At 55.2% G+C, this 23263-nt stretch carries 15 protein-coding genes and 1 tRNA gene; 5 read left to right on the top strand and 11 right to left on the bottom strand.

Annotated elements, in window-relative coordinates; translation table 11 throughout:
* The first annotated feature begins 5 nt into the window (after positions 1-5).
* Positions 6-1784: a DUF4340 domain-containing protein gene (locus AC6T8Q_RS04255; RefSeq protein WP_500677897.1), complete on the top strand. Its 1779-nt coding sequence runs from the start codon at positions 6-8 to the stop codon at positions 1782-1784.
* Between the two features lie 43 nt (positions 1785-1827).
* On the opposite strand, the gene AC6T8Q_RS04260 is transcribed toward AC6T8Q_RS04255, so the two are convergent.
* The 3 genes from AC6T8Q_RS04260 to AC6T8Q_RS04270 form a co-directional block, all read right to left on the bottom strand.
* Positions 1828-2142 (bottom strand): DUF971 domain-containing protein, encoded by a 315-nt coding sequence (locus AC6T8Q_RS04260; RefSeq protein WP_500677898.1) that lies wholly within the window; start codon positions 2140-2142, stop codon positions 1828-1830.
* 82 nt (positions 2143-2224) lie between these two features.
* On the bottom strand, positions 2225-3511 hold the full coding sequence (locus AC6T8Q_RS04265; RefSeq protein ID WP_500677899.1) for a phenylacetate--CoA ligase family protein: 1287 nt from the start codon (positions 3509-3511) through the stop codon (positions 2225-2227).
* Positions 3512-3529: 18 nt separating this feature from the next.
* The gene (locus tag AC6T8Q_RS04270; RefSeq protein WP_500677900.1) at positions 3530-5389 is read right to left on the bottom strand and encodes a sigma 54-interacting transcriptional regulator; all 1860 of its coding nucleotides are present in this window, start codon (positions 5387-5389) and stop codon (positions 3530-3532) included.
* A gap of 203 nt (positions 5390-5592) precedes the next feature.
* On the opposite strand from AC6T8Q_RS04270, the gene AC6T8Q_RS04275 reads away from it, so the two are divergent.
* Both AC6T8Q_RS04275 and AC6T8Q_RS04280 read left to right on the top strand, forming a co-directional pair.
* Positions 5593-5666: transfer RNA gene (locus tag AC6T8Q_RS04275), tRNA-Pro, on the top strand.
* Between the two features lie 123 nt (positions 5667-5789).
* Complete coding sequence (locus AC6T8Q_RS04280; protein WP_500677901.1) at positions 5790-6989, top strand: choice-of-anchor Q domain-containing protein; 1200 nt, start codon at positions 5790-5792, stop codon at positions 6987-6989.
* A 470-nt stretch (positions 6990-7459) separates the two neighbouring features.
* On the opposite strand, the gene AC6T8Q_RS04285 is transcribed toward AC6T8Q_RS04280, so the two are convergent.
* Genes AC6T8Q_RS04285 through AC6T8Q_RS04295 form a run of 3 tightly spaced genes read right to left on the bottom strand, consistent with a single transcriptional unit; the run spans position 7460 to position 13752 of the window.
* The gene (locus AC6T8Q_RS04285; protein ID WP_500677902.1) at positions 7460-9814 is read right to left on the bottom strand and encodes an arylsulfatase; all 2355 of its coding nucleotides are present in this window, start codon (positions 9812-9814) and stop codon (positions 7460-7462) included.
* Positions 9815-9824: 10 nt separating this feature from the next.
* A complete protein-coding gene (locus AC6T8Q_RS04290; RefSeq protein WP_500677903.1) occupies positions 9825-12188 on the bottom strand; it encodes an arylsulfatase in 2364 nt (787 codons plus the stop codon).
* A gap of 19 nt (positions 12189-12207) precedes the next feature.
* Complete coding sequence (locus AC6T8Q_RS04295; RefSeq protein WP_500677904.1) at positions 12208-13752, bottom strand: arylsulfatase; 1545 nt, start codon at positions 13750-13752, stop codon at positions 12208-12210.
* 230 nt (positions 13753-13982) lie between these two features.
* Between AC6T8Q_RS04295 and AC6T8Q_RS04300 the strand changes: the two genes are divergently transcribed.
* Positions 13983-14981, top strand: coding sequence for a helix-turn-helix domain-containing protein (locus AC6T8Q_RS04300; RefSeq protein WP_500677905.1), 999 nt, complete (start codon positions 13983-13985; stop codon positions 14979-14981).
* 147 nt (positions 14982-15128) lie between these two features.
* The gene (locus tag AC6T8Q_RS04305) at positions 15129-15773 is read left to right on the top strand and encodes a tyrosine-type recombinase/integrase (protein WP_500677906.1); all 645 of its coding nucleotides are present in this window, start codon (positions 15129-15131) and stop codon (positions 15771-15773) included.
* A gap of 1311 nt (positions 15774-17084) precedes the next feature.
* Here the strand turns inward: AC6T8Q_RS04305 and AC6T8Q_RS04310 are convergent.
* The 5 genes from AC6T8Q_RS04310 to AC6T8Q_RS04330 form a co-directional block, all read right to left on the bottom strand.
* Positions 17085-17831, bottom strand: a complete 747-nt coding sequence (locus AC6T8Q_RS04310; protein ID WP_500677907.1) for a hybrid sensor histidine kinase/response regulator — start codon at positions 17829-17831, stop codon at positions 17085-17087.
* Between the two features lie 827 nt (positions 17832-18658).
* Positions 18659-19213 carry a fasciclin domain-containing protein gene (locus AC6T8Q_RS04315; protein WP_500677908.1) on the bottom strand — a complete coding sequence of 185 codons (555 nt, stop codon included), beginning with the start codon at positions 19211-19213 and terminating at the stop codon, positions 18659-18661.
* A gap of 601 nt (positions 19214-19814) precedes the next feature.
* Entirely contained in the window at positions 19815-20915 is a 1101-nt protein-coding gene (locus AC6T8Q_RS04320; RefSeq protein ID WP_500677909.1) for a type III polyketide synthase, read from the bottom strand.
* Positions 20912-22090 carry an NAD(P)/FAD-dependent oxidoreductase gene (locus AC6T8Q_RS04325; RefSeq protein ID WP_500677910.1) on the bottom strand — a complete coding sequence of 393 codons (1179 nt, stop codon included), beginning with the start codon at positions 22088-22090 and terminating at the stop codon, positions 20912-20914. Before AC6T8Q_RS04325 ends, AC6T8Q_RS04320 begins: the two co-directional genes overlap by 4 nt.
* On the bottom strand, positions 22087-22800 hold the full coding sequence (locus tag AC6T8Q_RS04330; RefSeq protein WP_500677911.1) for a methyltransferase domain-containing protein: 714 nt from the start codon (positions 22798-22800) through the stop codon (positions 22087-22089). Before AC6T8Q_RS04330 ends, AC6T8Q_RS04325 begins: the two co-directional genes overlap by 4 nt.
* Positions 22801-23263 lie beyond the last annotated feature (463 nt).

Consider the following 23263-nt stretch of genomic DNA (forward strand, 5'->3'; position numbering starts at 1 on the left):
TGATTATGAGTGAAATGGCGAAAACTTTGACCTTCATGGCCGCTGGGGCCCTTGCGCTCATCGCCGCTTTTTTCGTCGTGCCGACGGATAAAACTGTTGATACCACCGAATTGATCGGACAGCACCTGAACGATTTCGACGCGGGTGATGCCAAGCGGATGAAGATCGTCAAGTTCGACTCGGATACGGCATCGACGCGCGAGTTTGAAGTTGCCGAAGAAAACGGGCTCTGGCGAATCCCTTCCAAAGAGGGTTATCCTGCCGACGCGACTAAGCAAATGGCTGAGGCAGCGACATCGTTGATCGATCGTGAAATCCTGCGCATCGCCGCGACGAGCCCCACCGAGCATGAAAAACTTGGCGTGGTGGACCCAACTGGCAAGCTCGACTCGAAAGCCCAAGGAGTCGGTACGCGGGTCACGCTGCACGATATCGACAATTCGGTGCTGACCGACATGATCATCGGCAAGAAAGTGAAAGATGCCGATGGGCAACGCTATGTCCGTGACGCTGATAAAGACGTGGTCTACGTCGTGAACATGGATCCCAAGGCTCTAACCACCAAATTCGAAGATTGGATCGAAGGGGATTTACTCACGATTAATCCCTTCGACGTCAAGCAAGTGGATATCAAGGACTACTCCGCTGAGTTGGTTTTCAATCCGTTGACTGCCAATATTCAAGCGCGTTGGGAACCCCGCGGCGAAATGGCTGTCACTTATGACGAGGTCGATGCTAAGTGGAGCGCAAAATCGCTTAAAAAGTTCGACAAGGCCTCGAAGAAGTATGTCGATTTCCCAATCCCCGATGGCGAAGAACTCAACGAAGAAGTTCTTAACGCCTTGCGCGACGGTCTGGATGATTTGAAGATTGTCGACGTCGAGCGCAAGCCAGCCGGTTTGAGCGCCGACCTTAAGGCGGGCTCCGACTTTGCCAAAGACGCCGAAGCCGCCGAAGACTTGATGAATCGCGGTTTTGCTCCCATGACGAATGAAGAAACCAAGCAGGAAGATATCCTGTCTTCTGAAGGCGAAGTGATTTGCTCGCTCAAGGATGGTGTGGAATACGTGCTGCGGTTTGGCAATTTGCAGGTCGATAGCCAAGGCACCGACAAGCCGTCGGAGGAAGTGGAAGGTCAACCTGAAACCGCCGATAAGAAATCCAACGATAGCGTCAATCGCTATATGTTTGTGATGGCCCGTTTCAATGAAAACATGATCGAAAAGCCAGAGCTAGAAGAGTTGCCGGCACTGCCAGCCGACGCCCCTGCAGAAGAAACACCCGCCGAGGCGAGTGAAGAAACTCCGGCCGAGAGTGCTGAAACCACCGATGAAGCTGCACCTGCCGAGGCAACCGCGGACGCGGAGAAGCCGGAAGCTGAAACCAAGGAGAACAGCGAGTCAACTACTGGTGAAGCCGAATCTCCCGAGGCTGTGGCTGATGCCGTTGAGGGCGAAGAAGCCAAGCCTGATGATGCCGAAGAGCAAGCCAAGCAAAAAGAGCTGGAAGACATCATCGCCGCGCGCAAGGAAATCGAACAAGAAAACCAACGCCGCATGGACGAATACAACGCCAAGATCAAGGCGGGTAAGGAAAAGGTCGCCGAGCTGAACGAACGCTTTGGCGATTGGTATTACGTCATTTCCAACGACGTGTATCAGCAGGTTCACTTAGGGCTCGAGAAGATTCTGCACAAGAAGGGCGAGAAGCCCGCCGGTGAAGCCGCCGCGACGGGGATTCCGGGCATGCCGAATATGCCATTCGCGAATCCGCCGGCTCAGTGAAATGGCGCCAAAAACTCCGACCTCAAAGAGGTCGGCTACAGTTTCAACTAACCGTGCCCAATTCGCGTAACAGTTCGAGAGTGAAGAGCCCCGTATCGTGGCCGTCGCTGAACTCGATGCTGTACGCATAGTGCCCGAGCGGTTCCATCTTCGTGATCCGCAAAGCCTGTGTTTCCTCGGCACGCAAAATGGGGAGCGCCATCGGCTCGGGTTCGGCGCTGCGTTTCTCCAAACACGTCGCGCACGGGCAATTGTTCCGCAGTTCGCGAACGGAATATTGTCGCGTTTGACCGTCACTCCAGACGATCTGTAAGCGATCGGGGGCGATGAGACTTAATTGGCTTGGTTGAAAATTCACTGTAGTCCTCTCCTGCTCAACATCAGAAACCGGACGCTGCTGCGTGTCGGCTATGACATCCAGTTGCCTGCTGTAACCTTCACTAATCGCCGACTTGGCGCTGATCGACAAATCGTTTGCCTTTTCCTTCGTAGCGTGGCAGCGATGTCGGTGGTGCGAGTTGCACTACGACTTTTAAGCCGAGCCGCAATTCCAGTTCCTCGGCAATGCGGGCAGGCTGCTGAAGATGATCTTCCACTTCGACGAGCATTTCGTCCATCGCGCCACGTTTGCGGACCGTGAAACGATATTCGACCACCTCGGGAAAGCTGTGCATAATCTGTTCGATCGAACTGGGAAAGATATTCACCCCGCGCACAACGAGCATATCGTCGGCACGGCCCAGCACTCCCCCTTTGAGCAAAACGAAACGGCTCTCTCCGGTTGCCGACCAAACGGGGCGAACCAAATCGCCTGTGCGATAGCGAATCACCGGCATTCCGTAGCGACCGAGCGAGGTAAGCACAAGCTGTGAAAGTTCTCCTTCTTGAACAGGCTCGCCCGTGTCGACCGAAAGAAACTCGGCGATGAATTCACTTTCGATAACGTGCAGTCCGCTCGCCGCGGCATCGCCGAAGCCCCAGGCACCCACTTCGCTCGCTCCGCTATGATCGGTCACTTGCGCTTGCCAGGCCGATTCGATGCGAGCGCGCGTGGCGGGGATTGAGCCCCCTGCCTCGCCAGCAACGATGATCTTTTCGATTGCACAGTGTGCGGGGAGATCGATTTTGTGTTCCGCTGCCACCTCCGCCAAATGCAATGCATACGTCGGCGTACACAGAAGCACCGTCGCCCCGGTCCGTTGCAATAAGTCCAAGCGACCGAGCGTGCTTGTTCCACCGCCGGGAATCACCATCGCACCGCGTGCGACAAGTGCGTCGTGCGCGCTCCAAAATCCGATAAACGGTCCGAACGAAAACGCCAACATCGCACGATCTGCAGCCGTCACTGCTGCGGCATCGAGCACATATTGCCAGCAATCGATCCACCACTGCCAATCTTCTGCAGTATCAAGCACAGGGAATGGCCGGCCGTGCGTCCCAGAAGTTTGATGGTAACGCACATACTTTTCCAACGGCCAAGTGAGATTGGTAGCAGCCAGCGGTGAAGCGACTGCGGCCGTCAGTTCGTCTTTATGCGTGAGTGGCAACTCAGCAAGTTGCTCAAGGGCCGTGAATTCTCGCGGGATATTTGCCAGCTTGGCCGCGTAAAAATTGTTGGATGGCAGGATCTTGGCAAGCAACTTATTCAATCGTTGCAGTTGATATTCCGCGAGTTCCGCGCGGCTAAAATTCTGAAGGCGACGGCGTTCGGCAAAGTCATCATGCATGGAATCATAAGAGCGCGATCAACGCTGAATGTTGTAGATCTCGATTTTGCGGTACAACGTGGCCCGGCCAATGTTCAGCAGCTTCGCGGCTTCGGGCACATTGCCGTCGCTGCGCTTAAGCGCTTCCACGATGAGTTTCTTTTCCCAGCGGTCGATTTCCAACGTGTCGAGGTCTTCGCTGCCACCATCGCGAAGGCCCAAATCGCGCGGGCGAATCCCATCGTCTTCAGCCAGCACCACCGCGCTATCGATCACGTTCCGCAATTGCCGCACATTGCCCGGCCAACGATATTCCAACAGCCGCGCGCGGGCAGGCTCCGAGAGTTCCAGCTGGGGTCGGCCGCGCTGTTTGCGGTAGTGATCCAAGAAGAAGTTCACGAGCAAGTCGATATCTTCACCACGCTCACGCAGCGGCGGGATGAACAGTTCAAACACGCTGAGGCGATAATACAAATCTTCGCGAAATTTGCGCTCGCGGACGTAAGTTTGCAAGTCTTGATTCGTGGCGGCCAGCACACGCACATCCACTTGCACTTCCTGCGTGGAACCGACTGGCAAGAACGGATGCCCTTCAAGAATGCGTAACAGCTTCGCTTGTCCTTCAAGCGATAACTCACCGATCTCGTCCAAGAACAGCGTGCCCAAATCGCATTGCTGGAAATAGCCAATGTGATCACGGTCGGCACCGGTGAATGAACCCGTCTTATGGCCGAAGAGTTGGCTCTCCATTAAGTCGTGGGGAATCGCCGCGCAGTTGACCGAGATCATCGGTCGGTCCGCGCGATGGCTGGAACGGTGAATCGCGCGGGCCACCAATTCTTTGCCTGCCCCGCTTTCGCCACGAATCAGCACGCAACCCGACGCCGCGCTGACGCGCTTGATTTTGTTCTTGAGTTCGAGCATCGGCCGGCTGTCGCCGATCAACTCGTCGTAACCGGGCGACGCGCTTTTGAGGCGTTGATAGTCGTTTTTCATGCTCACGGCGGTACGCGCCCGCACGAGCGAAATCGTCGCCAAATTCGCCACTGCGATCACAAAATCAAAATCGGATTGGCGAAACCGACCGTCGCGCAGGTAAACATGGATCGCGCCAATCGTGCGGCGTTCGCCGTCGGGGCCTTTTTGGACCAGTGGGGCACACACGGCGTCGGCAAACGTCACACTACTTTTGGCCGATGTGCCAGCAGATTGATTAGCCACCCAAATCGCGTGACCTTGCCGCATCACTAGCTCGGTGAGCGATTTACTCAACCGCACCGAATCGACCGCTTCTTTGGGAATCACATGCTTGGGCCGCAACTGATCGTCGTCATCAACCCACAAGAACCCCACGACCGCCGCCTTGGTTCGTTCCCGCAACAAACTGAGAGCGATTTGAATCACCATCTCGGGATCGTCGCAACCCAGCAAATGTATGCTCAGTTGATAGAGCAACACGAGTTCTTGGACCTGCTCCGGCGTGGGGAGCGCTGCCAGCACTTCTTGATTCGTTTGTTGCACAGCGATCGGCATGTCTTGCACGATGGTTTGCGTGAGGCTCACGTCGTCGGTGTCGGCGGTGGCCGGCTCATCCGTCAGGTGAAAGTCAAACGCATACGAACCGATTTGCAGTGAATGCCCATCGCCCAAGGTCGCCTGCTGATCGATCTTCTGACCGTTCACGAGCGTGCCGTTGCGGCTTTGTTGATCGCGGACCACCCAGCCGTCATCTTCGTAGCTGATGATCGCATGCACCCGCGAGCACATGGGATCGGGCACGGTGATATGGCAATCCGTGCCGCGGCCCAAGAGCGTATCGCGAGCGGGGTCCAACGTAAAATTGGTGCCCGCACGATTGCCCGTTTTGATAGTGAGATAAGCGTACAAGAATGCAAGCACAGCGAAGGACGAAGCGGAAAACTGCTAAGCTGTATCGTAACGAACGGCACGCATTTTGGAAAATAGGAGAAGCCCGTCGAACACCGGAAATCAACGCGAATCGAGCGATTCCCACGGCCCAGGCCACAGGCCGAAGTTCTTGTGAGCACGCAAGGCCTCTGATACACTTGCGAGATTGTCGGAACCCGCGAGGTTCATTCCTGCGGGCTGTAGCTCAGCCTGGTAGAGCGCTGCGTTCGGGACGCAGAGGCCGCAAGTTCAAATCTTGTCAGCCCGACTTACCGTAACTATTGCCGAATCAAAGCTTTGTGATACCTCAGGATGTTCCTGAGAGCGGCGCCTTAACGCGATTGTTCGAGTAGTTTTACTCGAAACGTTTGCAATACTAAGGAGCCATCACATGTCTGTGCGAGTGCCCAAATATAGCAACGGCACTCTTACCGTGCTAAGTAGCACGTTTTTAGAGAATTTGGGCGACGAATACGGCGGTGGGATTTGTAGCATTGGTACTGTGACCGTTGAGAACAGTACTCTCACAGAGAATGAGAGCTCCCGTAGCACCGCGGGTGCAGGTGGTGGTATTTATGGTGAGGGCATTGTCACCATCAAAAACAGCACCATTAGCGGTAATTTCGGCCTCTATGGCGGTGGCGTATTTGCCTATGGTGGCTACCTCTCGATCAATTCAAGCACCATCAACAACAATTCGGGGTACTACAGTGGTGGGGGAATTTGGAGCTCGGCGACGGTCATATTAAATAACTCTATTGTTGCAAACTCAGGTACTGGCGGGGATATCTTTATTTCCGGTGGGTTGCTGAGTGGCACTCACAACATAGTCGAGGACGGGAGCGGCGGGCCAGGACTTATTAACACCATCACCGGGGATCCACTCCTCGGCGAACTTGCCGAAAATGGAGGACCGACATGGACTCACGCGATTCTTGCTGGTGGTCCTGCTTACAATGCGGGCGATTCGAGCATTTTGACACCCCTAGAATTTGACCAGCGGGGCTTGGGTTTCGATCGTGTCGTCGGCGGACGGGTGGACATCGGGGCCTACGAAGTGCAAATAGTCTTGGTGGACTCTGCTGATTTCGACGAAGACGGCGACGTCGATGGAAGAGACTTCCTCGCCTGGCAGCGCGGCTTCGGCACGCCCGCGCCTACCGCCGTGAAATCCCAGGGCGATGCCGACAACGACCTGGATGTCGATGGTGCGGACCTGTCCGTGTGGCAATTGCAGTACGGCACTGTTCCCGGGCCATTGGTTGCGACCCTGGCCGTTGAAGACACGATCGAAGCGGAAGTTCAGTTCGTAAGCGCTGTGGATGACCCCTTCAGCAACTATCAGGCTGTGCTCGACGCCGCCATGGCTTGGGAATTCTTGAGCCAGAGTCAACCGGAATGGGAGAGCCCTGTCGTCGAGGAACGCGCGCTCCAAGCCTTCTTCGCTGAGGCACCGGTCGAAGCGATTGCTGAACGGTTTTCGGATGCTTCACAGTTCCTGGGTGATCCAGTGGATGAGGAAAGTGAGAGCGAAGCGTCCGAGGACCCACCTTGGCTGGATGCAGAGTTGCTGGAAAAAGTCTTCGGCTGATCTGCTGAGCGTGAGTGCCCGCAAGTTGTCCTTGAGCGAGTATCCCGGAGCGCTCCCACTGGCTGAGCGAGAGAGTGCGCGCTGTCGTGCGGGAGGCATATCGATAGACTTCACAGCGTGGCTGGCCCGTTTGCGGTCGGCTGGACAAACCGCTGTCGCTAAGCATCTTGCTCGACAGTGGCAGTGTGGAAGACCTCGGTAATAGCGTCACCATATCGACAACAACCTGGCCCTGGCCAGCGAAGCCCGCCTCGATTATGCCATTCGCGACCCATGAGGGCGTGTCATTACGCTAAAGTGCCCGAGTGAAATGACGGTTCGACATTTGCGCTCAACGGGTGAACCAGTTTAGAAAGTTCTTGCCTCCGAAATCCCTGCATGGTTTGAGAACACGGTGGGTTGTCGAAGTGTCTCCAGCGGTGAGAGGTAAGAGAATCGACGCTGGCATTAGGCACGGTGCAAATCCGAACCTATTTAAGCGATACCTCGACCCTTCCGATCTCACCGTTGAACTTGAACGGGCGCTGTTCGAAGTAGTCACGAGACACGGTCGAGCCGAGGTCGGTGCCGACGTCAAAGCTTTCACTTGCAGTAAACGCGGCGGGCACGGTCATCTTCACGGTGGTGCGAGCGACTTCCTTGCCGTCCACCGTCAGCAAGATGTCGGCTGGTGCGCCGGGTTTCGGGGCCTTGAGTGTGGTGTTCACCACGATTGTGTGCTTGCCCGCCGCAATCTTTTCGGCTGACTTCGCGATGGACCGATCAATGATCATCAAGTTGTATTCAAAAACGAGATGGCCCTGGTCCATGTAGCACGTGAGACCGCCCCCCGCGCCGCCCATGGCGTAGAGCACGCCGCTGGCCTCCGCGCCGCATTCGAGGTCGATCGTCACGGTGTTGCTATGGTTGCCTAGGGCGGGAGCCGTGAACTCGGGCATCCGCGTCGTCGTGTCGTCGAAGGTCCAGCTCGTGTAGGGTGACTTGAGCCGGTCTTCGGGATGAATTCGCAGCCAGATGCCAGCTCCGATGGGGAAGACTTTGTTCTCCTCCGCTTGGGCGAGGAACAGCTTTTTCATTTCTTCGACTTTCTGTGGCTGCTCCTTGGCGAGGTCGTGCATCTGCGTGAAGTCGTTGGTGAGATCGTAGAGTTCCCACACGGCTTTCGAGGAATCCCACTTATCGAGTCCTGGCTGAGCGTTCAGCCACGGGCTGAGCGGTCCAAAGGTACAGGCATACCAGCCATCCTTGTAAATGCCGTCGCTACCGTTGTTGTCGAAATACTGGACGTGCTTGTTCTCGGGCGCGTGGGCATCAGCGAAACTGGCGGCCATGCTGACCCCGTCGATGGGATCCTGCGGGAAGCTATTCACTTCCTTGGGTGCCTTGATGCCGATGACGTCATAGAGCGTCGGCACGATGTCGTTGACGTGGTAGAACTGGGAGCGCGGCGTCTTGTCGGCCTTGATCTTCTTTGGCCAGGAAACGACAAGCGGATTACGGGTGCCGCCGAAGTGGGCGGCGACGAGCTTCGTCGAGCGGAACGGTGCGCTGCCGGCCCAAGCCCAACTTGCGTGATAGATGTTGTCCGTGAGAGAACCGCCGAGGGCTGGGAGGCCGCCGAGTTCGTCGAGCGCCTTGATTTGCTGGGCGATCGTATTGGGGATCTGGTTCTGCGCGAGCAGTTCGCTGATCGAGCCGTTCTGCCCTTCGGCGGAACTGCCGTTGTCGCCCCAGATGTAGAGGATGATCGTGTTCTCGCGCTGTCCAGTCTGGTCAAGGTAATCAACCAGCCTGCCGACTTGGGCATCCGTGTGTTCACAGAAGCCGGCATAGAGTTCCATCAGTCGTAACTGAAAAGCGCGCTCTGATTCGGGAATGTCTTCCCAAGCGGCCATGGTTGGGTCGCGCGGCGTAAGCTCCGCGTTGGCAGGAATCCAACCGAGTTGCTTTTGGCGGGCGAAGATTTCTTCGCGAAGTTTGTCCCAGCCCTGGTCGAACTTGCCTTTGTACTTGTCGGCCCACTGCGCGGCGACGTGGTGTGGTCCGTGGACTCCGCCGGGCGCCCAATACATCAAGAAGGGTTTGTCCGGGGAAAACGCCCGATGCTTTTTGAGCCAATTGATCCCCTGGTCCGCCATGTCCTCAGTGAGATGATACGTCTCATCGTGCGGCGGCTCGATGGCCGTGGTGTTCTCCACGAGGCGCGGCTCCCACTGCGATGTTTCGCCCGCGAGGAAGCCGTAGAAGTACTCAAAACCATACCCAGTCGGCCAATAGGTGAACGGCCCCATCGCCGTGGTCTGGTCGGCGGGTGTGTTGTGCCATTTGCCAAAGGCGGAGGTCTTGTAGCCATAGTTTTTCAGGACTTCGGCCACCGTTGCGGAGGTCTTGGGGATGACACCGGTGTAGCCGTCCCAATCGACCGCACGCTCGGCGATGGTGCCACTGCCGACACGCTGATGATTCCGCCCCGTCAGCAGCGCTGCACGCGTTGGCGAGCAAATCGAGGTGGTGTGGAAGCGGTTATAGCTGATCCCTTCGTTGCGAAGCTTCGAAAGCGTCGGTGTATGCGCGAATCCGCCAAAGGTATCCGGCACGCCGAAGCCCGCGTCGTCGATCAGCACGATGAGCACGTTCGGCGCGCCTTGCGGCAGGCGATCCGGCTCAACGCGACGTTTGTGGACGGACTCCTGCAGCGTTGGCCCGGCCTTGCTGGCGGAGGGAGTCGGCGGAAACGGCAGCACAGAGCCGTCATCCTGTGTGGCGGCGAACGCTCCGGAGGCGAGTCCAGAAAACATAACGACGAAGGCAATGATCGTTTTCATATAGGGCAGCCTATTTTTGTAGATACTTGATCGTCGTCGTGCCGATGGCGCCGTTGAAGGCGAACGGGGCCTGATCGAAGTAATCAAGCGAGACGGGCGAATCCAAATCGGTGCCGATATCAAAAGTTGCGTTGGAGGTGAAGTGGAGCGACATCGCCGCGGGCACTCGACCCCGCGCCACTTCTGCGCCATTCACCCTAAGCGTGACGTCCATCGGCCCGCCGATCTTCTCAGCTAGTTTGGATTCGACTTCGACTTTGACCTTGCCAGCGGGAAGCTTGTTCTTGGACTTGAGCTTCGTGCGTTGGATCTCGAACAAGTTGAACTCGTAGCAAAGGAAGCCGTCTTTCACATAGCAAGTGATGCCGCCGGAGAACCCGGCGAGCGCATAGAGTACGCCGTTCGCATTCTTGGGTACGTCCACATCCATCGTCACAAGACTATCCGCTTTGCCCAGCTTGGGCGCAGCGGATTCCGGCATACGAGTCATGGGGCCATCGAAGGTCCATTCCGTGAGGGATGAAGCGGGCGCGTCCTCGGGATGGAACATGGCGGTCGACCACAGGCCGCCGCCGATGGGCAGGTTCTTGTTCTTCGTGGATTCAAGCAGGAAGAGCAGCTTCAGTTCTTCGAGCTTCTGCGGATTGGTTGCCGCTAGGTCATTTGCCTGACTCCAGTCCTCGTCAATCTTGTAGAGTTCCCACCGGTCAGTGAGCGGAGACCATTCCTTGATGCCTTTCGGAAGGCCGCCTACCCACGGTTCGCGGGGACCGGGGGCACTCGCGAACCAACCATCGTGGTAGATGCCGCGACTGGCCATAATGTCGAAGAATTGCGTCTTCCGCGTCCCTGGCGCATTCGCGTCGTCAAAGGCATACACCATGCTGACGCCGTCGATGGAATCCTGCTCAAACCCGTTCACGATTCGCGGCGGCGTAATCTTCGTCAATTCGTAGATTGTCGGCACGATATCGATGACGTGATGAAACTGCGGACGTGCCGTCGGATCTGCCTTGATACGTTTCGGCCACGAGACGGCCATCGGCTGACGGGTGCCGCCAAAGTGAGCGCCCACGAGCTTGGTGGACTTGTAAGGCGTGCTGCCCGCCCAGGCCCAAGCCGCGTGATACATGTTGTCAGTTTTCGGGCCGCCGAGGGCATCGAGCCCGCCGAGTTCCTTCAGAGCTTCGAGATGTTGCGATATCTTGGTCGGAATTCCGTTCTGTGCGAGTTGCTCGCTGATCGTGCCGTAAAGGCCCTCCGCCGAGGATCCGTTGTCACCCCAAATGTAGAAGATGAGGGTGTTGTCGAGCTTGCCCTGACGCTCGATCTCGGCGATGACCCGACCAGCGTTATAGTCGGCGTGCTCGGTGAATCCGGCGAAGACTTCCATCAGTCGGCGTTGGAACGGCTTTTCTTCCTCGGGAATTGAATCCCACGAAGCCATCGATTCGGGGCGTGGCGTGAGCTGGGCGTTCTGCGGGATCCAGCCTTTGGCCTTGGCATTCGCGAAGACGCGCTCGCGATACTTGTCCCAACCGTCGTCGAACTTACCCTTATACTTGTCGGCCCATTCCTTCATGACTTGGTGCGGGCCGTGCGAGGCGCCCGGCGCCCAATACATAAAGAAGGGCTTGTCCGGCGCGTAGGCGTTTTGCTCGCGCAACCAAGTGATGGCATCCGTCGCGATGTCGTCGGACAGGTGATAGTCTTTCGGAAGATGCTCGGTTACGGCCGTGGTGTTGCGTGTCAGGGTCGGTTCATACTGCGAGGCTTCGCCGGCGAGGAAGCCGTAGAAATACTCGAACCCATAGCCCGTCGGCCAGTAATCGAAGGGTCCCTTGTTTGTGATCTGCTCTTCGGGAGTGTTATGCCACTTCCCCCAGGCCCCCGTGTTGTAGCCGTAGTTCTTGAGCACTTCGGCGACGGTCGCCGAAGACTTCGGAATGGTGCCGCTGAAGCCGTCAAAGTCATTGGCGATCGCGGCAATCTGCCCATTGCCGACCCGCGTGTGATTTCGCCCGCAGAGCAATGCTGCCCGCGTGGGCGAGCACATGGCCGTTGAGTGGAAACGATTGAACGAGATTCCCATGTTCGCCACGCGATCGAGCGTCGGCGTGTTGATCTCCCCGCCGTAAGTCGACGGCGTGCCCGGCCCCACGTCGTCCATCAGGATGATCAGGATGTTGGGTGCACCTTCGGTAAGTCGCTTAGGCTCGACGCGTTTCTTGTAGGTGGAATCCTGGATCGTAAGCCCCGGTGTCGAGCCAGACGGCGTCGGCGGAAACGGTAGGATTTCCTGAGCGAGTGTTACTGACGCGAGCAATGCGCTGAGCGCAAGGCTGACAACAGCGATCGAAGTTTTCGAACTCATGAATGTGAGGCTCACTGAGTTAATGTTGCGATTTGATCTTGAGAATCTGGGACTGGATACCCTCGATGGTCTTACCCATCTGTGCGCTGAGACCGAGTTGGCGGATGGGGAATTCTTGGAAGGTCATCAGGTGCTGTTCGACAATTCCCACAATCGGGGTCAGTACCCAAGTCTTATGCTCCGCATACTGGCGATTCACGTCGCCGGTTTGCCGCTCGAAGGGGTCCATACGCAGATTCGTGATGAGCGGGCGGCCGAGACCCACCAGCGGATCATCCCAGTGGCCTCCTTCTTTGATGGAGAAGCTGACCTTGAACGCGTCGTACCGGATGGCTGTCAGGACGGTCTCGTCGTAGTAAAAGACAAACTTGCGAGCCGACCTGTCGCTCTCCCCCGTGAACAATGCGGTCTGGTCGTAGCCGTCCAGGTGGACCTTGTAGGGCTTGCCGCCGTAGTCTGCGCCTTGTTTCAGCTTCGCTACAGCATCGGGTTCGCCGGCGGCGGACGCCAACGTCGGCAGCAAGTCTGTCATGTCGACGATTTCGCTGGAGACGCGCCCTCCGGGGGCGCCGGGCCAGCGGATAAGGCACGGGGCGCGCACGCCGCCTTCCCAAGTGGTGCCCTTGTCGCCGCGAAACGGGCTCGTGCCCCCTTCGGGCCACATGTACTGGTACGCGCCGTTGTCGGTCACGTAGACGACGATGGTATTCTTGGCGAGGCCCGTTTCGTCGAGCTTCGCCAAGAGCTGGCCGACGTGCCCGTCATGCTCAGCGAGCGCGTCGCCGTAAACGTCCTCCCGACCCGCCCGGGACTTGCCGCGAACGCCGTCTTTAAAGTGAAAGAACACATGGAGGCGCGCGGAGCAGTGCCAGAGGAAGAAGGGCTGCTTGTCTTTCGCCTTACGGTCCAGGAAATCGAGCGACTTGGCGACGATTTCGTCATCGAAGGTTTCCATCCGCTTCGTCGTCAGCGGACCTTCATCCTTCGTCGGGCCCTCGGCGGTGCCAGAGATAACCCCGCGCGGGTCAAACTTTTTGCGGAACGCTGGGTCCGTCGGGCGGTCGGGGTCTTCTAAGTCCTCATTGCCGTTGAGGTGGTAAAGGTTTCCAAAGTACTCGTCGAACCCATGCCGGTGCGGCAGATGCTCTTCAAGATCACCGAGGTGGTTCTTGCCGAATTGAGCGGTCGAATAACCCTTGGCCTTGAGGATTTCTGCGAGTGTGACGTCCTCCTTTTGCAGACCAGCGGGCGAGCCGGGCGTGCCGACGGTGGTCAATCCGGTGCGGACGGGAAGTTGGCCGGTCAGGAACGCGGCTCGACCTGCGGTACAACTCGGCTGTGCGTAGAACGAGGTCAGCCGGAGACCTTCGCGGCCGATGCGGTCAATGTTGGGCGTCTCGACGCCCATAACGTCGCCGCCGTACGACGAAACGTTCATCCAGCCCACGTCGTCGGCCATGATGACAAGGATGTTGGGCCTAGATTGCGCCCATGAAGACGATGGTACGCTGATGACCACTGCCGTGAGGGCAGCGACGAGAGTCGTTAAATAACATCGGTACACGTTACGTTACTCCGGCGAGTCGAGAGGGCAGTCGGCCGACAATGTGGTCCAATGCGCTATGGCCAAGGGCTCCCCGAGAAGCCGACGGCGTCCTCATTTCGACTTGCCAATTGTCAGAAGAGAAATTGCAATTTATTCTATAGTCTCTCCCTTCTGCCTGCACGGGGATTCATCAGGCCGGGGCCCCAGTATCCAAAAGACGCAATTTCAGGAATGACGCTTTAGGCTTGATGAGCAACGTACGCGAACCAACACCCCGGACGATTTCATCGCTTGCGCCACTGGTCGACTTCAAGTTAATCACGCACGACGTCGACGATCTCATCCGTCTTTACCCAGGCTGGAAGGGGCAGTTTCAGCAAGTTTCTGCCGGGCGTTTTCACGGCACGGTCCAGGTCGTTCAGGGCCAGAGCGTCAGAGTCTTTCGAGGAACCACTGATCAAATTCTCTTGACCCGCGGAGCTAGCCAGCCGGGTTGGATTGACTTCAGCCCGATCACGACGCGAAATGAAAGGTGTCGTTGGCAAGGGCGCCAATACGATGAGAATCATATTGTCGTTCGCGGGGCCGATGTCGGCGTCGACAATCTCGCCGCGCGTGGCGCTGAGATTATCACTGTCTCGGTCAGTGTGGGCTTGCTTCGGAAAGCCGCTGCTAACGCGTTGCGGTTTGATGGAGATCCTACGCGGATCAACTGGCAATGTCACCGCGTCGAACCCACTGAACTCGTCGCGTTGAAACAACTAGTGAAACGCATTACAGAGAGATCCGCGTTGGATACCAACGAGTTAGAGTCATGCGATGACTGTGCGATTGAACAGGAATGCGTCATGGCTGCCCTTAATGTCATCAGTTCGCGGAATGGGGCGGGCGCCAACAAACCGCGGGGCAATCGCGCAACGATAATCCGCCGAGGAGAAGAGTATCTACGGGAGCATCTCGCTTCGCCGATCGGCCTCATCGACATGTGCGAGGAACTCGGCGTCTCCGCGAGAACAATCCAGTACGCCTTTCGCGAGCGGTTTGGCATCGGCCCCATCGAATACCTTCGCATGCTGCGCCTCAACGCCGTCAAGGCGGACCTCAAGCTGGCGAGTAATCAACGAGTAACCGTCCGCGATGTTGCCGTAAATTGGGGCTATCGCCACCTCGGCAACTTTGCTGCGGACTACAAGAGGCACTTTGGAGTCTTGCCATCGAAGGCGCGTTCAGGATCGCTTGGTCAGTAACCTTCGTTTGGCAGCACTGGCCGCCGTAAGTCTCGTGGCCGATTAATCTTCAGGCGCTAACGTTTCAAAAACTCGGGTCGAAAATCAAAGTGCCATCAAACTCAGTTTCCGACTCAGCTACCCTGCCTACCTGAAGTAGTTGCCGACATGGTTCGACTCCAACGAATCACAGGGATGCGTCCGGCTGAGGTGTGTATTCTAAAACCAGGCAATATCGATCGTACTGCGGCAGTCTGGCTGTACCGCCCTTCCACACATAAGACCGAGCATCGTGGCCGCGACCGGATTGTGCCCCTTGGACCCAAAGCTCAAGAAATCCTCTTCCGGTATTTGGCGAGGGATGCTCAATGCTACTGCTTTCGGCCTTGTGATAGCGAACAGCGGCGGCGTGCTGAACAGCACCGTGTCAGAAAAACCCCTTTGAGCTACGGCAACGGGCGGGGCACCAACCGAAAGCTGAAACCCAAATGGACTGCTGGTGAACGCTACGATACCAACAGTTACCGCCACGCAATCCACCGGGCGTGTGACAAAGCGTTCCCACACCCGGAGCTGGGATCAAAGCTTCGCGACGACATGACGATTCTACAGATTACCGAGCTGAAAAAGTGGCAATCCGATCACCGCTGGTCGCCCAATCAACTCCGCCACGCCGCGGCCACACAGATCCGCAAGCAGTTTGGCCTGGAGGCAGCTCAGATCATCCTGGGCCACAGTGCGGCCGATGTCACCCAGGTCTATGCAGAGCGCGATCTGGCTAAGGGGCAAGAAGTGGCACGTCGAATTGGCTGAGAAAAGATACGTAACCGGTCAGCGAACAGACCATCGTTGACCGGTTACGTATTGAGATGCGAAGCTCGCGATGAAATGCAACACTTTGCGTCTGATTGCAAGAGACTAAGGTTGATGTTCCTTGAGGGAGTTCTTGGCCACGTGAAGAATACTCCCTGGAACGCATGAGAACGCTTAGGTAGGGCGGCGTGTGTCAGACTCTGGTTTCCATCCAGACTAACCTTAGACGCGTGAGAGTGGGTTTCTGAAGCCGCAGACGCGAGATAATAATTTCGGGCTGATCCTAATAATTTTTAATCGGAGTCTGGGGGGGCCCCATGGCCACAAGATATTTACCCACCGCTGGCCCGAGATCGAGCTCAGGGACGTTAGATACCCTGCCTCAGACTGAGAGTGAATAGTTGCATGTTAAGATAGTCAATCTGCGATATCAGTTTGGACTATCGTGTCGATCTTAGAAGCCTGACCTTATGTGGATATTCAAAGAGCTACAAATTTTGTTGGGTACCTCTCAATACATTTCTGGCGGCTTGTTACTTAGATTCTCCACAGAAGGTCCAAGCATGTCACTAAGAAAACATGCACATTTCACAAATGACACGCCCTCCTAAGCTACATGTCGAGAATAGCGCAGTGCTTGGATTGGCAAGTACTTATGCCAAAGCCCATTAAGGGCGGGATTCTGCCTTTGAGAATCCAGACGGCGAACCTTATCGTTTTCAGCCGGTGCGTTACAAGAGAGACTACGGGTTCGTACTCCGACTCGACGATTCGTTTGCGCCGCGGGTCGGGGACATCTTTATGGTTGATGATGAAAAGTAGCAAACTTACTGCAACTGTTTCAGCCCGATCGAGTTTGTCATCATTTGAATGCATTCGCAGGGTTCAATTGCCCCGCCTGTGGCTCATACACGGTTTCTGGTCCTTGAACAATTAACATTGCGTTCATTCGATCGTTATTCGCGCCAAGTGGGATCACATCCCCAACGCTCGATCGCTTTCTATCCCCTTTCGTTCGCAGTGTGGCTTTGCCATTTGCCTCCCGTTCGAAGAGCCTGCCTACCTATAACCCGCTTGGCGGTTACAGCTATAAATCCATTCGTCGATCTTTTGTTGCCGGCGGGGCTTTGGAGAAGGGTTATAATCACGCGACCGCCAAATGCCCAAGGATGGGCACGGTCGGTTCGTCATTGGTAAAAAGCGATATTCTATGTTCGTTATTTAGAGTTCTCAGATAGATTGCGGGATTCGTCTTAAGATGAGAAATTTTAGAACGTACCGTTACTCGGGAGAATGATTTTATGGGTTACTTTATTTCTCGCGAGTTGGAATTTCAGCAAGCAGCCTTATGAGGATGTCCATGCCCACTGGCTTTACTAGATGAGAGTTGAAGCCGGCGTCTTTTGTACGCTGACGATCCTCTGCGGCCCCCCACCCGGTAAGAGCTACCAGAAATATCCTCTTTCCCCACGGCTGTTCACGTATACGACGAGCAGCCTCGTAGCCGTCAATTTTTGGCATGCCGAGATCCATCAGGACCAATTCCGGTCGAAATTCTTCGGCTTGGGTCACGGCGGTTTCTCCCTCATAGGCAGTTCGCACTTCATGTCCCATTCGCTTGAGAATCATGGAAAGTGTTGCGGCGGCGTCCCGATTGTCGTCCACAACGAGCACGCGGCAGCATGGCCCGGGGGTATTCTCTGCAGAGACCTCTGGTTCAGCCACATCTTCCGCAGCCACAGGCAACCGGACGAGGAACTCGCTGCCTTGACCTAGACCCAAACTGCGAGCCTCGACAGTGCCGCCATGCAGCTCGACGAATTCCTTTACCAGCGACAATCCGATGCCCATCCCGCCTTGCGTCCATTGCCACGAAGGATCAACTTGCGTGAACGGTTCAAAAATATTTCGAAGTTTGTCGGCTGGAATGCCAATTCCATGGTCTCGAACTCTTAGCTCAACGTGATTGCGATCTAAACGAGCAATCAGCCGGATGCTCTGTTGGGGCTCGCTATATTTGGCGGCGTTGTTCAAAAGATTTAGGATTATTTGGACCATCCGGGTAGACCGAGCGCGACATTGGATTCAGCGTGAGGAGGCCGATCAGGTCACTGCGAATATCTGTCAGTTTCTTAAGTCATCCACCGAGTAGGTCTGCGAATGTTTAAGCTTGAGGGGACAATATCAACCTCAATGTGTCTACAATCCAACCCAGTCCCTGAGCAGGCATCTGAGTTGCGAGCGACGGTCGACGCTGAGCGCCTGCGGAGTTATTGGTAGGTAGGCACACTGGGCGGCTGAATTCTTCGGCCGAGTTTCAATGTCGGGCTTCTCTGAATCGCCGGTTGTCGATGGTGATTTGAATCACATCATGGGGATATCCGCGGCACGGTATTGATCCCGAAGTTCCACCACCGACCGACACTTCAGGACAGCATGAAGTGAATTTGTCGCGATGAAGTTTCCTTAAATTGCGACGGATCTTATGGCACCATACTATTTACCCTTGCAGAGGCAAAATCTGCCGAGTTTTTTGAAGGCACTGGCCGGGAGCCCAGGACGAACCGACATTACGCACGCTGTTTTCAGGATCTCTGTCACCAGAACAAGCTCCCCAAACCCCTCTTCCTCGACCGCCAAGCGCCGCAATTTTCAACCGCGATTCACAAACTGAGCAACTCACGCTTGCCATCGGCTTGCGTGGAAGCAGTGCGGGGCGCACTGAGATTTCGGCAAGATTTCTTACCCGAATCCATTGGGCTTACCTAGCAGTGCATTTTGCGAAGCCGGACAGTCTCAACACCCCAGCCCAATGAGTTAATGCGAACACGGCTGACAGATTTCTGCCAGCCGTGCATGCGTGCCATCAGAGAGAAAGTCAAAGACTACTCTTTCGGCATGAGAACAGAATCGATCACGTGGATCGTACCGTTCTTGCAGGCGATGTCGGCCTTCACGACCTTGGCATTGTCAATCATCACGGTTTCGCCCTCGGTTTTGATGGTGACCTTCTTGCCGTTGACGGTCTCCGCGGAATCCATTTCCTTGACTTTGTCAGCTTTTACGTCGCCTGACACGACATGGTATTTGAGAATCCCTGCCAACTTTTCCTTGTTGCCTGGCTCGAGCAACTTTTCCACCGTACCGGCAGGAAGCTTGGCAAAGGCCTCGTCCGTAGGGGCAAACACTGTAAAGGGGCCTTTGCCCTTCAACGTTTCCTCAAGACCAGCCGCTTTAATTGCGGCAGTCAGTGTGTTGAAGGTACCGGCTTCCTTGGCCGTCTCAAGAATACCCATCTTCTCGCCGCCCACGACTGGTCGATTCGCGGTGACGGCGCCAGGCTGGTTGTACCTTTGAGTTTGCGTTTGGCCAAACGCAGATACTGCCGACAACGACAAAGCCATCACAAACATGGCGCCAGATTTCAAAGTCATTTTCATATGTTACTCCAAGTGAAAGAGGTCTGAGAAGGAATTACAGCATCCCCACTCTCGGGTTGGAACGATTAAGGATGCTTACGCGTGCCTGCTGGATTTCCCGAGCAGCAAGAAAAAAGATCGTTGAAGGGGATTTCAACCCTTACCATGTGCTGCGGGTCAGAAACGTCGCAGAGCGCAAGCGATTCAACACAATGTGAAGTGCAAATGGGATGCCTCTAATTGTGGCACTTCTAGCGCAGGTGGAGAATCTGCTTGGGCTTGGTGAGACTCAAAATGACGTGAACCGCACCAAACTGGATTTAATCCTGTCACTATCGTTGTCGAAGTGAAGTTTCGGCTTGCCGGGAATGGACGGTTTTGAAGTCGCGAAACGGATGCGTCAGCAACCAATCCTCCAGAAGGTGGTGCTGGTCGCCATTACTGGATACCGACGGGATTTGAACGTGCAGCGTTCACAGGAGACCGCTTCGATCACTACTTGATTAAGCCCACTAAGTTCGGGAATCTGCAAGAAATCTTAGCGAGCGTCTCTCGAAGACGGCGAATTGATACTCAGCGCGGCGATGATGACTTCGTGAAGCGGCCCGACAGCAGGCACGCTTTACTCAAATAGTGCGGCCTCTAATGCAAGCCCTGGACCAAAACCGAGTGCCACGCATGGCCGAGGTGCTTTCTGTTTTTGCATTCGATCCAAAATGAACAGAATTGTAGAAGATGACATATTCCCAAAATCTGCGAGTATTTCTCGCGAGGTTGTCAAGCCATTTATGCCCAACTGAAGACCTTCCTCGACGGCGTTGAGAATGCGAGGCCCGCCGGGGTGCACCGCCCACGATTTCACCTCTTCGAGGGACAGACCATGTAGGCACAACCAGTTTTTTAACCAGGAACGTAAACTATCGTTTATGATGGCCGGAACTTGTTTTGAAAGTGTCATTTCAAAACCGTGATCCCCGATGTTCCAGGTCATCGCGCTTCGCGAATCGGGAAATACACAGCTTCCTGTGGCCGATAGTTTCCAGTTGGTCTCAGCAATTGCAGGTCCGACGATCACCGCGGCCGCGCCATCGGCGAACAGTGCATTGGCGATTATTTTTTGGGGATCCCAACCATAATAATAATGGAGACAACAGAGTTCGACCGTTGAAAGCAACACACGTGCCTGGGGGTTGGCATCAACATAAGCCTTGGCAACCCTGAGTCCGTTCATCGCTCCATGGCAGCCCATGTATCCGATATGGGTACGCTCAACTCCACGCGAGAGCGAAAGGCTTTCGATGAGTATTTCATCAATGCCAGGAGCCATAAAACCGGTACACGAGACTGTCACCACATGATTAATCTCGTCGTTGCCGATTGAACCTTGCTTTAGCGCATTTCTACTAGCTTGCATGGCCAGTGGTGGTGCTAATAGTTTATAAAGTTCCATGCGCTGCGCAGTGGTCGGTCCTCGATAGGCTGGTATGTTCTTTGGTAGAAAAACGGAGTGAGAGTAATTTGTACCCTCTATCACGTCTCGGACTACCTGGTCGCCTAAACAAAATCGCCGTGTGTTAATTCCTGAGCCAGCATAAATCGCCGACAACCAAGTTTCTTGTTCGTCAGTCCCATTGCAGAGAGAACGTGCCAGCAACAGGGCGTCCTCTTTGTCGATGATTGCGTCGGGGAGAGCAGTCCCTATAGCGAGTATGGCAGCTGTCATACGAGAATGCCTCGCGGTAGGCTTAAAGGTGCATTCAAGCGCCTCAGAATCGGTGTAGCCAATTTGGGTGTAAAGCTTAATAGCCGTATTGTTGCGCGAACTAGTTGAGGATGGCGTAGGGCTCGAGCCAGGAACCGACAGATGCCCTGTCTACTTTTGATGACACGAGAATAGCAAGTTGCCCATTCTTGCTCTAGTTTTGTGTCCCATTGTTGTACAGCTTGCAGTGCTAAGGGGGCGATCGCGACGGCCGATGCCAACGCCCAGGAGATACCTTCGCCAGTGAATGGCTCGACATACCCCGCTGCGTCGCCAAGGACCAGAACTCGGTCGCACGACAGCCGAGAAGAATAACTCGTCAGAGCTACCGTACCACGCCATGGAATCTCGGTGAGCTCATTTATCTTTGGCCAACCAACCTCCGCAATAATTTTCGCTGCAGCAAGTCCTAGTCCTCCGGTAGCAAGTACGAACTGACGATCAAATGCCGCGGCTACGTCCAGCCGACCATCTTCCAGGAGGACGAGGCCCACATATCCTCCTTTTGAACACGCCATATAGACAGTGCCGTCTCGAATGAATCTAGGTGCCTTCGGTAAAACGGTTCCGGCTCCGAAGCGCGAACTCTCTTGTTGAGGGCTTCTTGATCCATTGTATTTGGCGAGAAATGATCCTCCCAATCCATCGGCTACCAATACCAACTTAGTCTTGAATGTGACTTGATGACCTCCATGATTGAGTACCACCTCGCGAAATCCACACTTTGACGATCCAAGCTGAGCATTCGTGTCCGGCAGAAAATCCGCGCCACAACTAATGGCTTCTTTAACTAAAGCACTGTCCAGCGCCTCACGTGAAAGTGAAACACCTCCTGGTAACGCAAGTTCAGCTTGGCATCCACGACCAGCCAATAAAAATCTCTCGAGCGGTATCGCGCGCAACTTGAGTGTGAGATCTCCGAGTGACACATCAGCTAGGGTGGTCAAAGCAGCTGCATTAAGGCAGCAGCCACAAACTTTCCCTCGCGATAATGCTCTACGTTCGACGAGAAGCACAGATGCACCAGATAAAGCAGTTTGTCGAGCAGCAAGTGCACCCGCTGGACCGGCTCCCACGACAATGACATCCCAGAGGCGGTCAGTTACTTCGCAAAGGTTGCTGATCCGAGAAGTCAATGTTTACTCCAACTTAACAAAAATCGTTGCGGCCAGTGTTCAACTATAGTTGCACCTATCAGTCCGGCATTTTTGGCCAGACAACTGATTTCTTGACAAGTATATGCACCTTCTACAGACCGGGGTCCATCGAAGTGGACCACCGGTGATAAAGACAATAGCCGCGTGCCGACGTGGGCCAAGACAAGACCTAATGGACTGCGCACTAGATCGCTTACAAGAACAAGCCTTTCTGCCCGATCTGCCATTCTGTTCATTAAGGACGCACATTGCTCGTCGGTGAGATGATGCATAAACAGTGAGCAGATAATAACATCAAAACCGGTTGGCAAAGGTTCTTGTAAAACATCACATACGAAGAAACTCAGTTTTACGCTTCCTGAACTAGCTCGCTGACTTGCGTATTCAACCGCCCGCTGACTAATGTCACACCCAATAAGCTCCATCGGAAGTCCTGCGTGCTGAGCTTTGTCCGCCAATCGCGCAAGAACATCTCCCCCACCGCATGCCAGGTCGAGAACTCGCAGGGGCCGTCCTAACTCAGCATGCAATTGGCAAAGTGGCCGCCACAGAATTTTGGCAGTGCGACTCCAAAGATTAATCCGACCTAACCCTCGAAGCGCTTGTCGATGACGACTAACGTCGAGATTTGGCTGGTCCATTATTTCCGGCTGGAGCTTACGGAACTTCACGCTTTGATAGATTGGCATTGGACTTAAGGACCTCCGCTCAGCGTGAACTGTCTCAAATAGCCATTCTAGGTCGAATTCCTAGTAAGAGGCAAGTCTTGCGAGACCTGCGGCGTGAGACGATAAGCGATTCATGCTAGCGCAGGCGCGTGGCGACGTCACACTCGCAGCGATTTCGCATCTGGATTGGTGGCAGGCTGAGAAATTCTGGGAAAAGTCTTCTAGAGATCTCAGCAAAAACTAGCATCTAACGTTACTGCGGTATCGTAAGTGCAGGTAGAAGAAGACTTCTTACCATACGATGACCGCTTCGTCTGAGTACGATTGATCCGCGGATCACCAACAACTTGAGGAACAGACCTAATGATTCTACGTATTACCTTTGCGGCTGATGTGCGTCCTGCCAACATGCGCGTTGGCCAATCACATCGACTTTATTCAAGATGATTCAAACCCGGGAAACGGAACTGAGAACGCGACATTT

The sequence above is a fragment of the Bythopirellula sp. genome, assembly GCF_041737835.1.
Classification (GTDB): domain Bacteria; phylum Planctomycetota; class Planctomycetia; order Pirellulales; family Lacipirellulaceae; genus Bythopirellula.

What these genes read in the sequence shown, in the direction of transcription:
- AC6T8Q_RS04255 (WP_500677897.1), top strand. Translation starts at nt 6, where the DNA reads ATGAGTGAAATGGCGAAAACTTTGACCTTCATGGCCGCTGGGGCCCTT.
- AC6T8Q_RS04265 (WP_500677899.1), bottom strand. Translation starts at nt 3,511, where the DNA reads ATGCATGATGACTTTGCCGAACGCCGTCGCCTTCAGAATTTTAGCCGC.
- AC6T8Q_RS04280 (WP_500677901.1), top strand. Translation starts at nt 5,790, where the DNA reads ATGTCTGTGCGAGTGCCCAAATATAGCAACGGCACTCTTACCGTGCTA.
- AC6T8Q_RS04285 (WP_500677902.1), bottom strand. Translation starts at nt 9,814, where the DNA reads ATGAAAACGATCATTGCCTTCGTCGTTATGTTTTCTGGACTCGCCTCC.
- AC6T8Q_RS04290 (WP_500677903.1), bottom strand. Translation starts at nt 12,188, where the DNA reads ATGAGTTCGAAAACTTCGATCGCTGTTGTCAGCCTTGCGCTCAGCGCA.
- AC6T8Q_RS04300 (WP_500677905.1), top strand. Translation starts at nt 13,983, where the DNA reads ATGAGCAACGTACGCGAACCAACACCCCGGACGATTTCATCGCTTGCG.
- AC6T8Q_RS04305 (WP_500677906.1), top strand. Translation starts at nt 15,129, where the DNA reads ATGGTTCGACTCCAACGAATCACAGGGATGCGTCCGGCTGAGGTGTGT.
- AC6T8Q_RS04310 (WP_500677907.1), bottom strand. Translation starts at nt 17,831, where the DNA reads ATGGTCCAAATAATCCTAAATCTTTTGAACAACGCCGCCAAATATAGC.
- AC6T8Q_RS04315 (WP_500677908.1), bottom strand. Translation starts at nt 19,213, where the DNA reads ATGAAAATGACTTTGAAATCTGGCGCCATGTTTGTGATGGCTTTGTCG.
- AC6T8Q_RS04320 (WP_500677909.1), bottom strand. Translation starts at nt 20,915, where the DNA reads ATGACAGCTGCCATACTCGCTATAGGGACTGCTCTCCCCGACGCAATC.
- AC6T8Q_RS04330 (WP_500677911.1), bottom strand. Translation starts at nt 22,800, where the DNA reads ATGCCAATCTATCAAAGCGTGAAGTTCCGTAAGCTCCAGCCGGAAATA.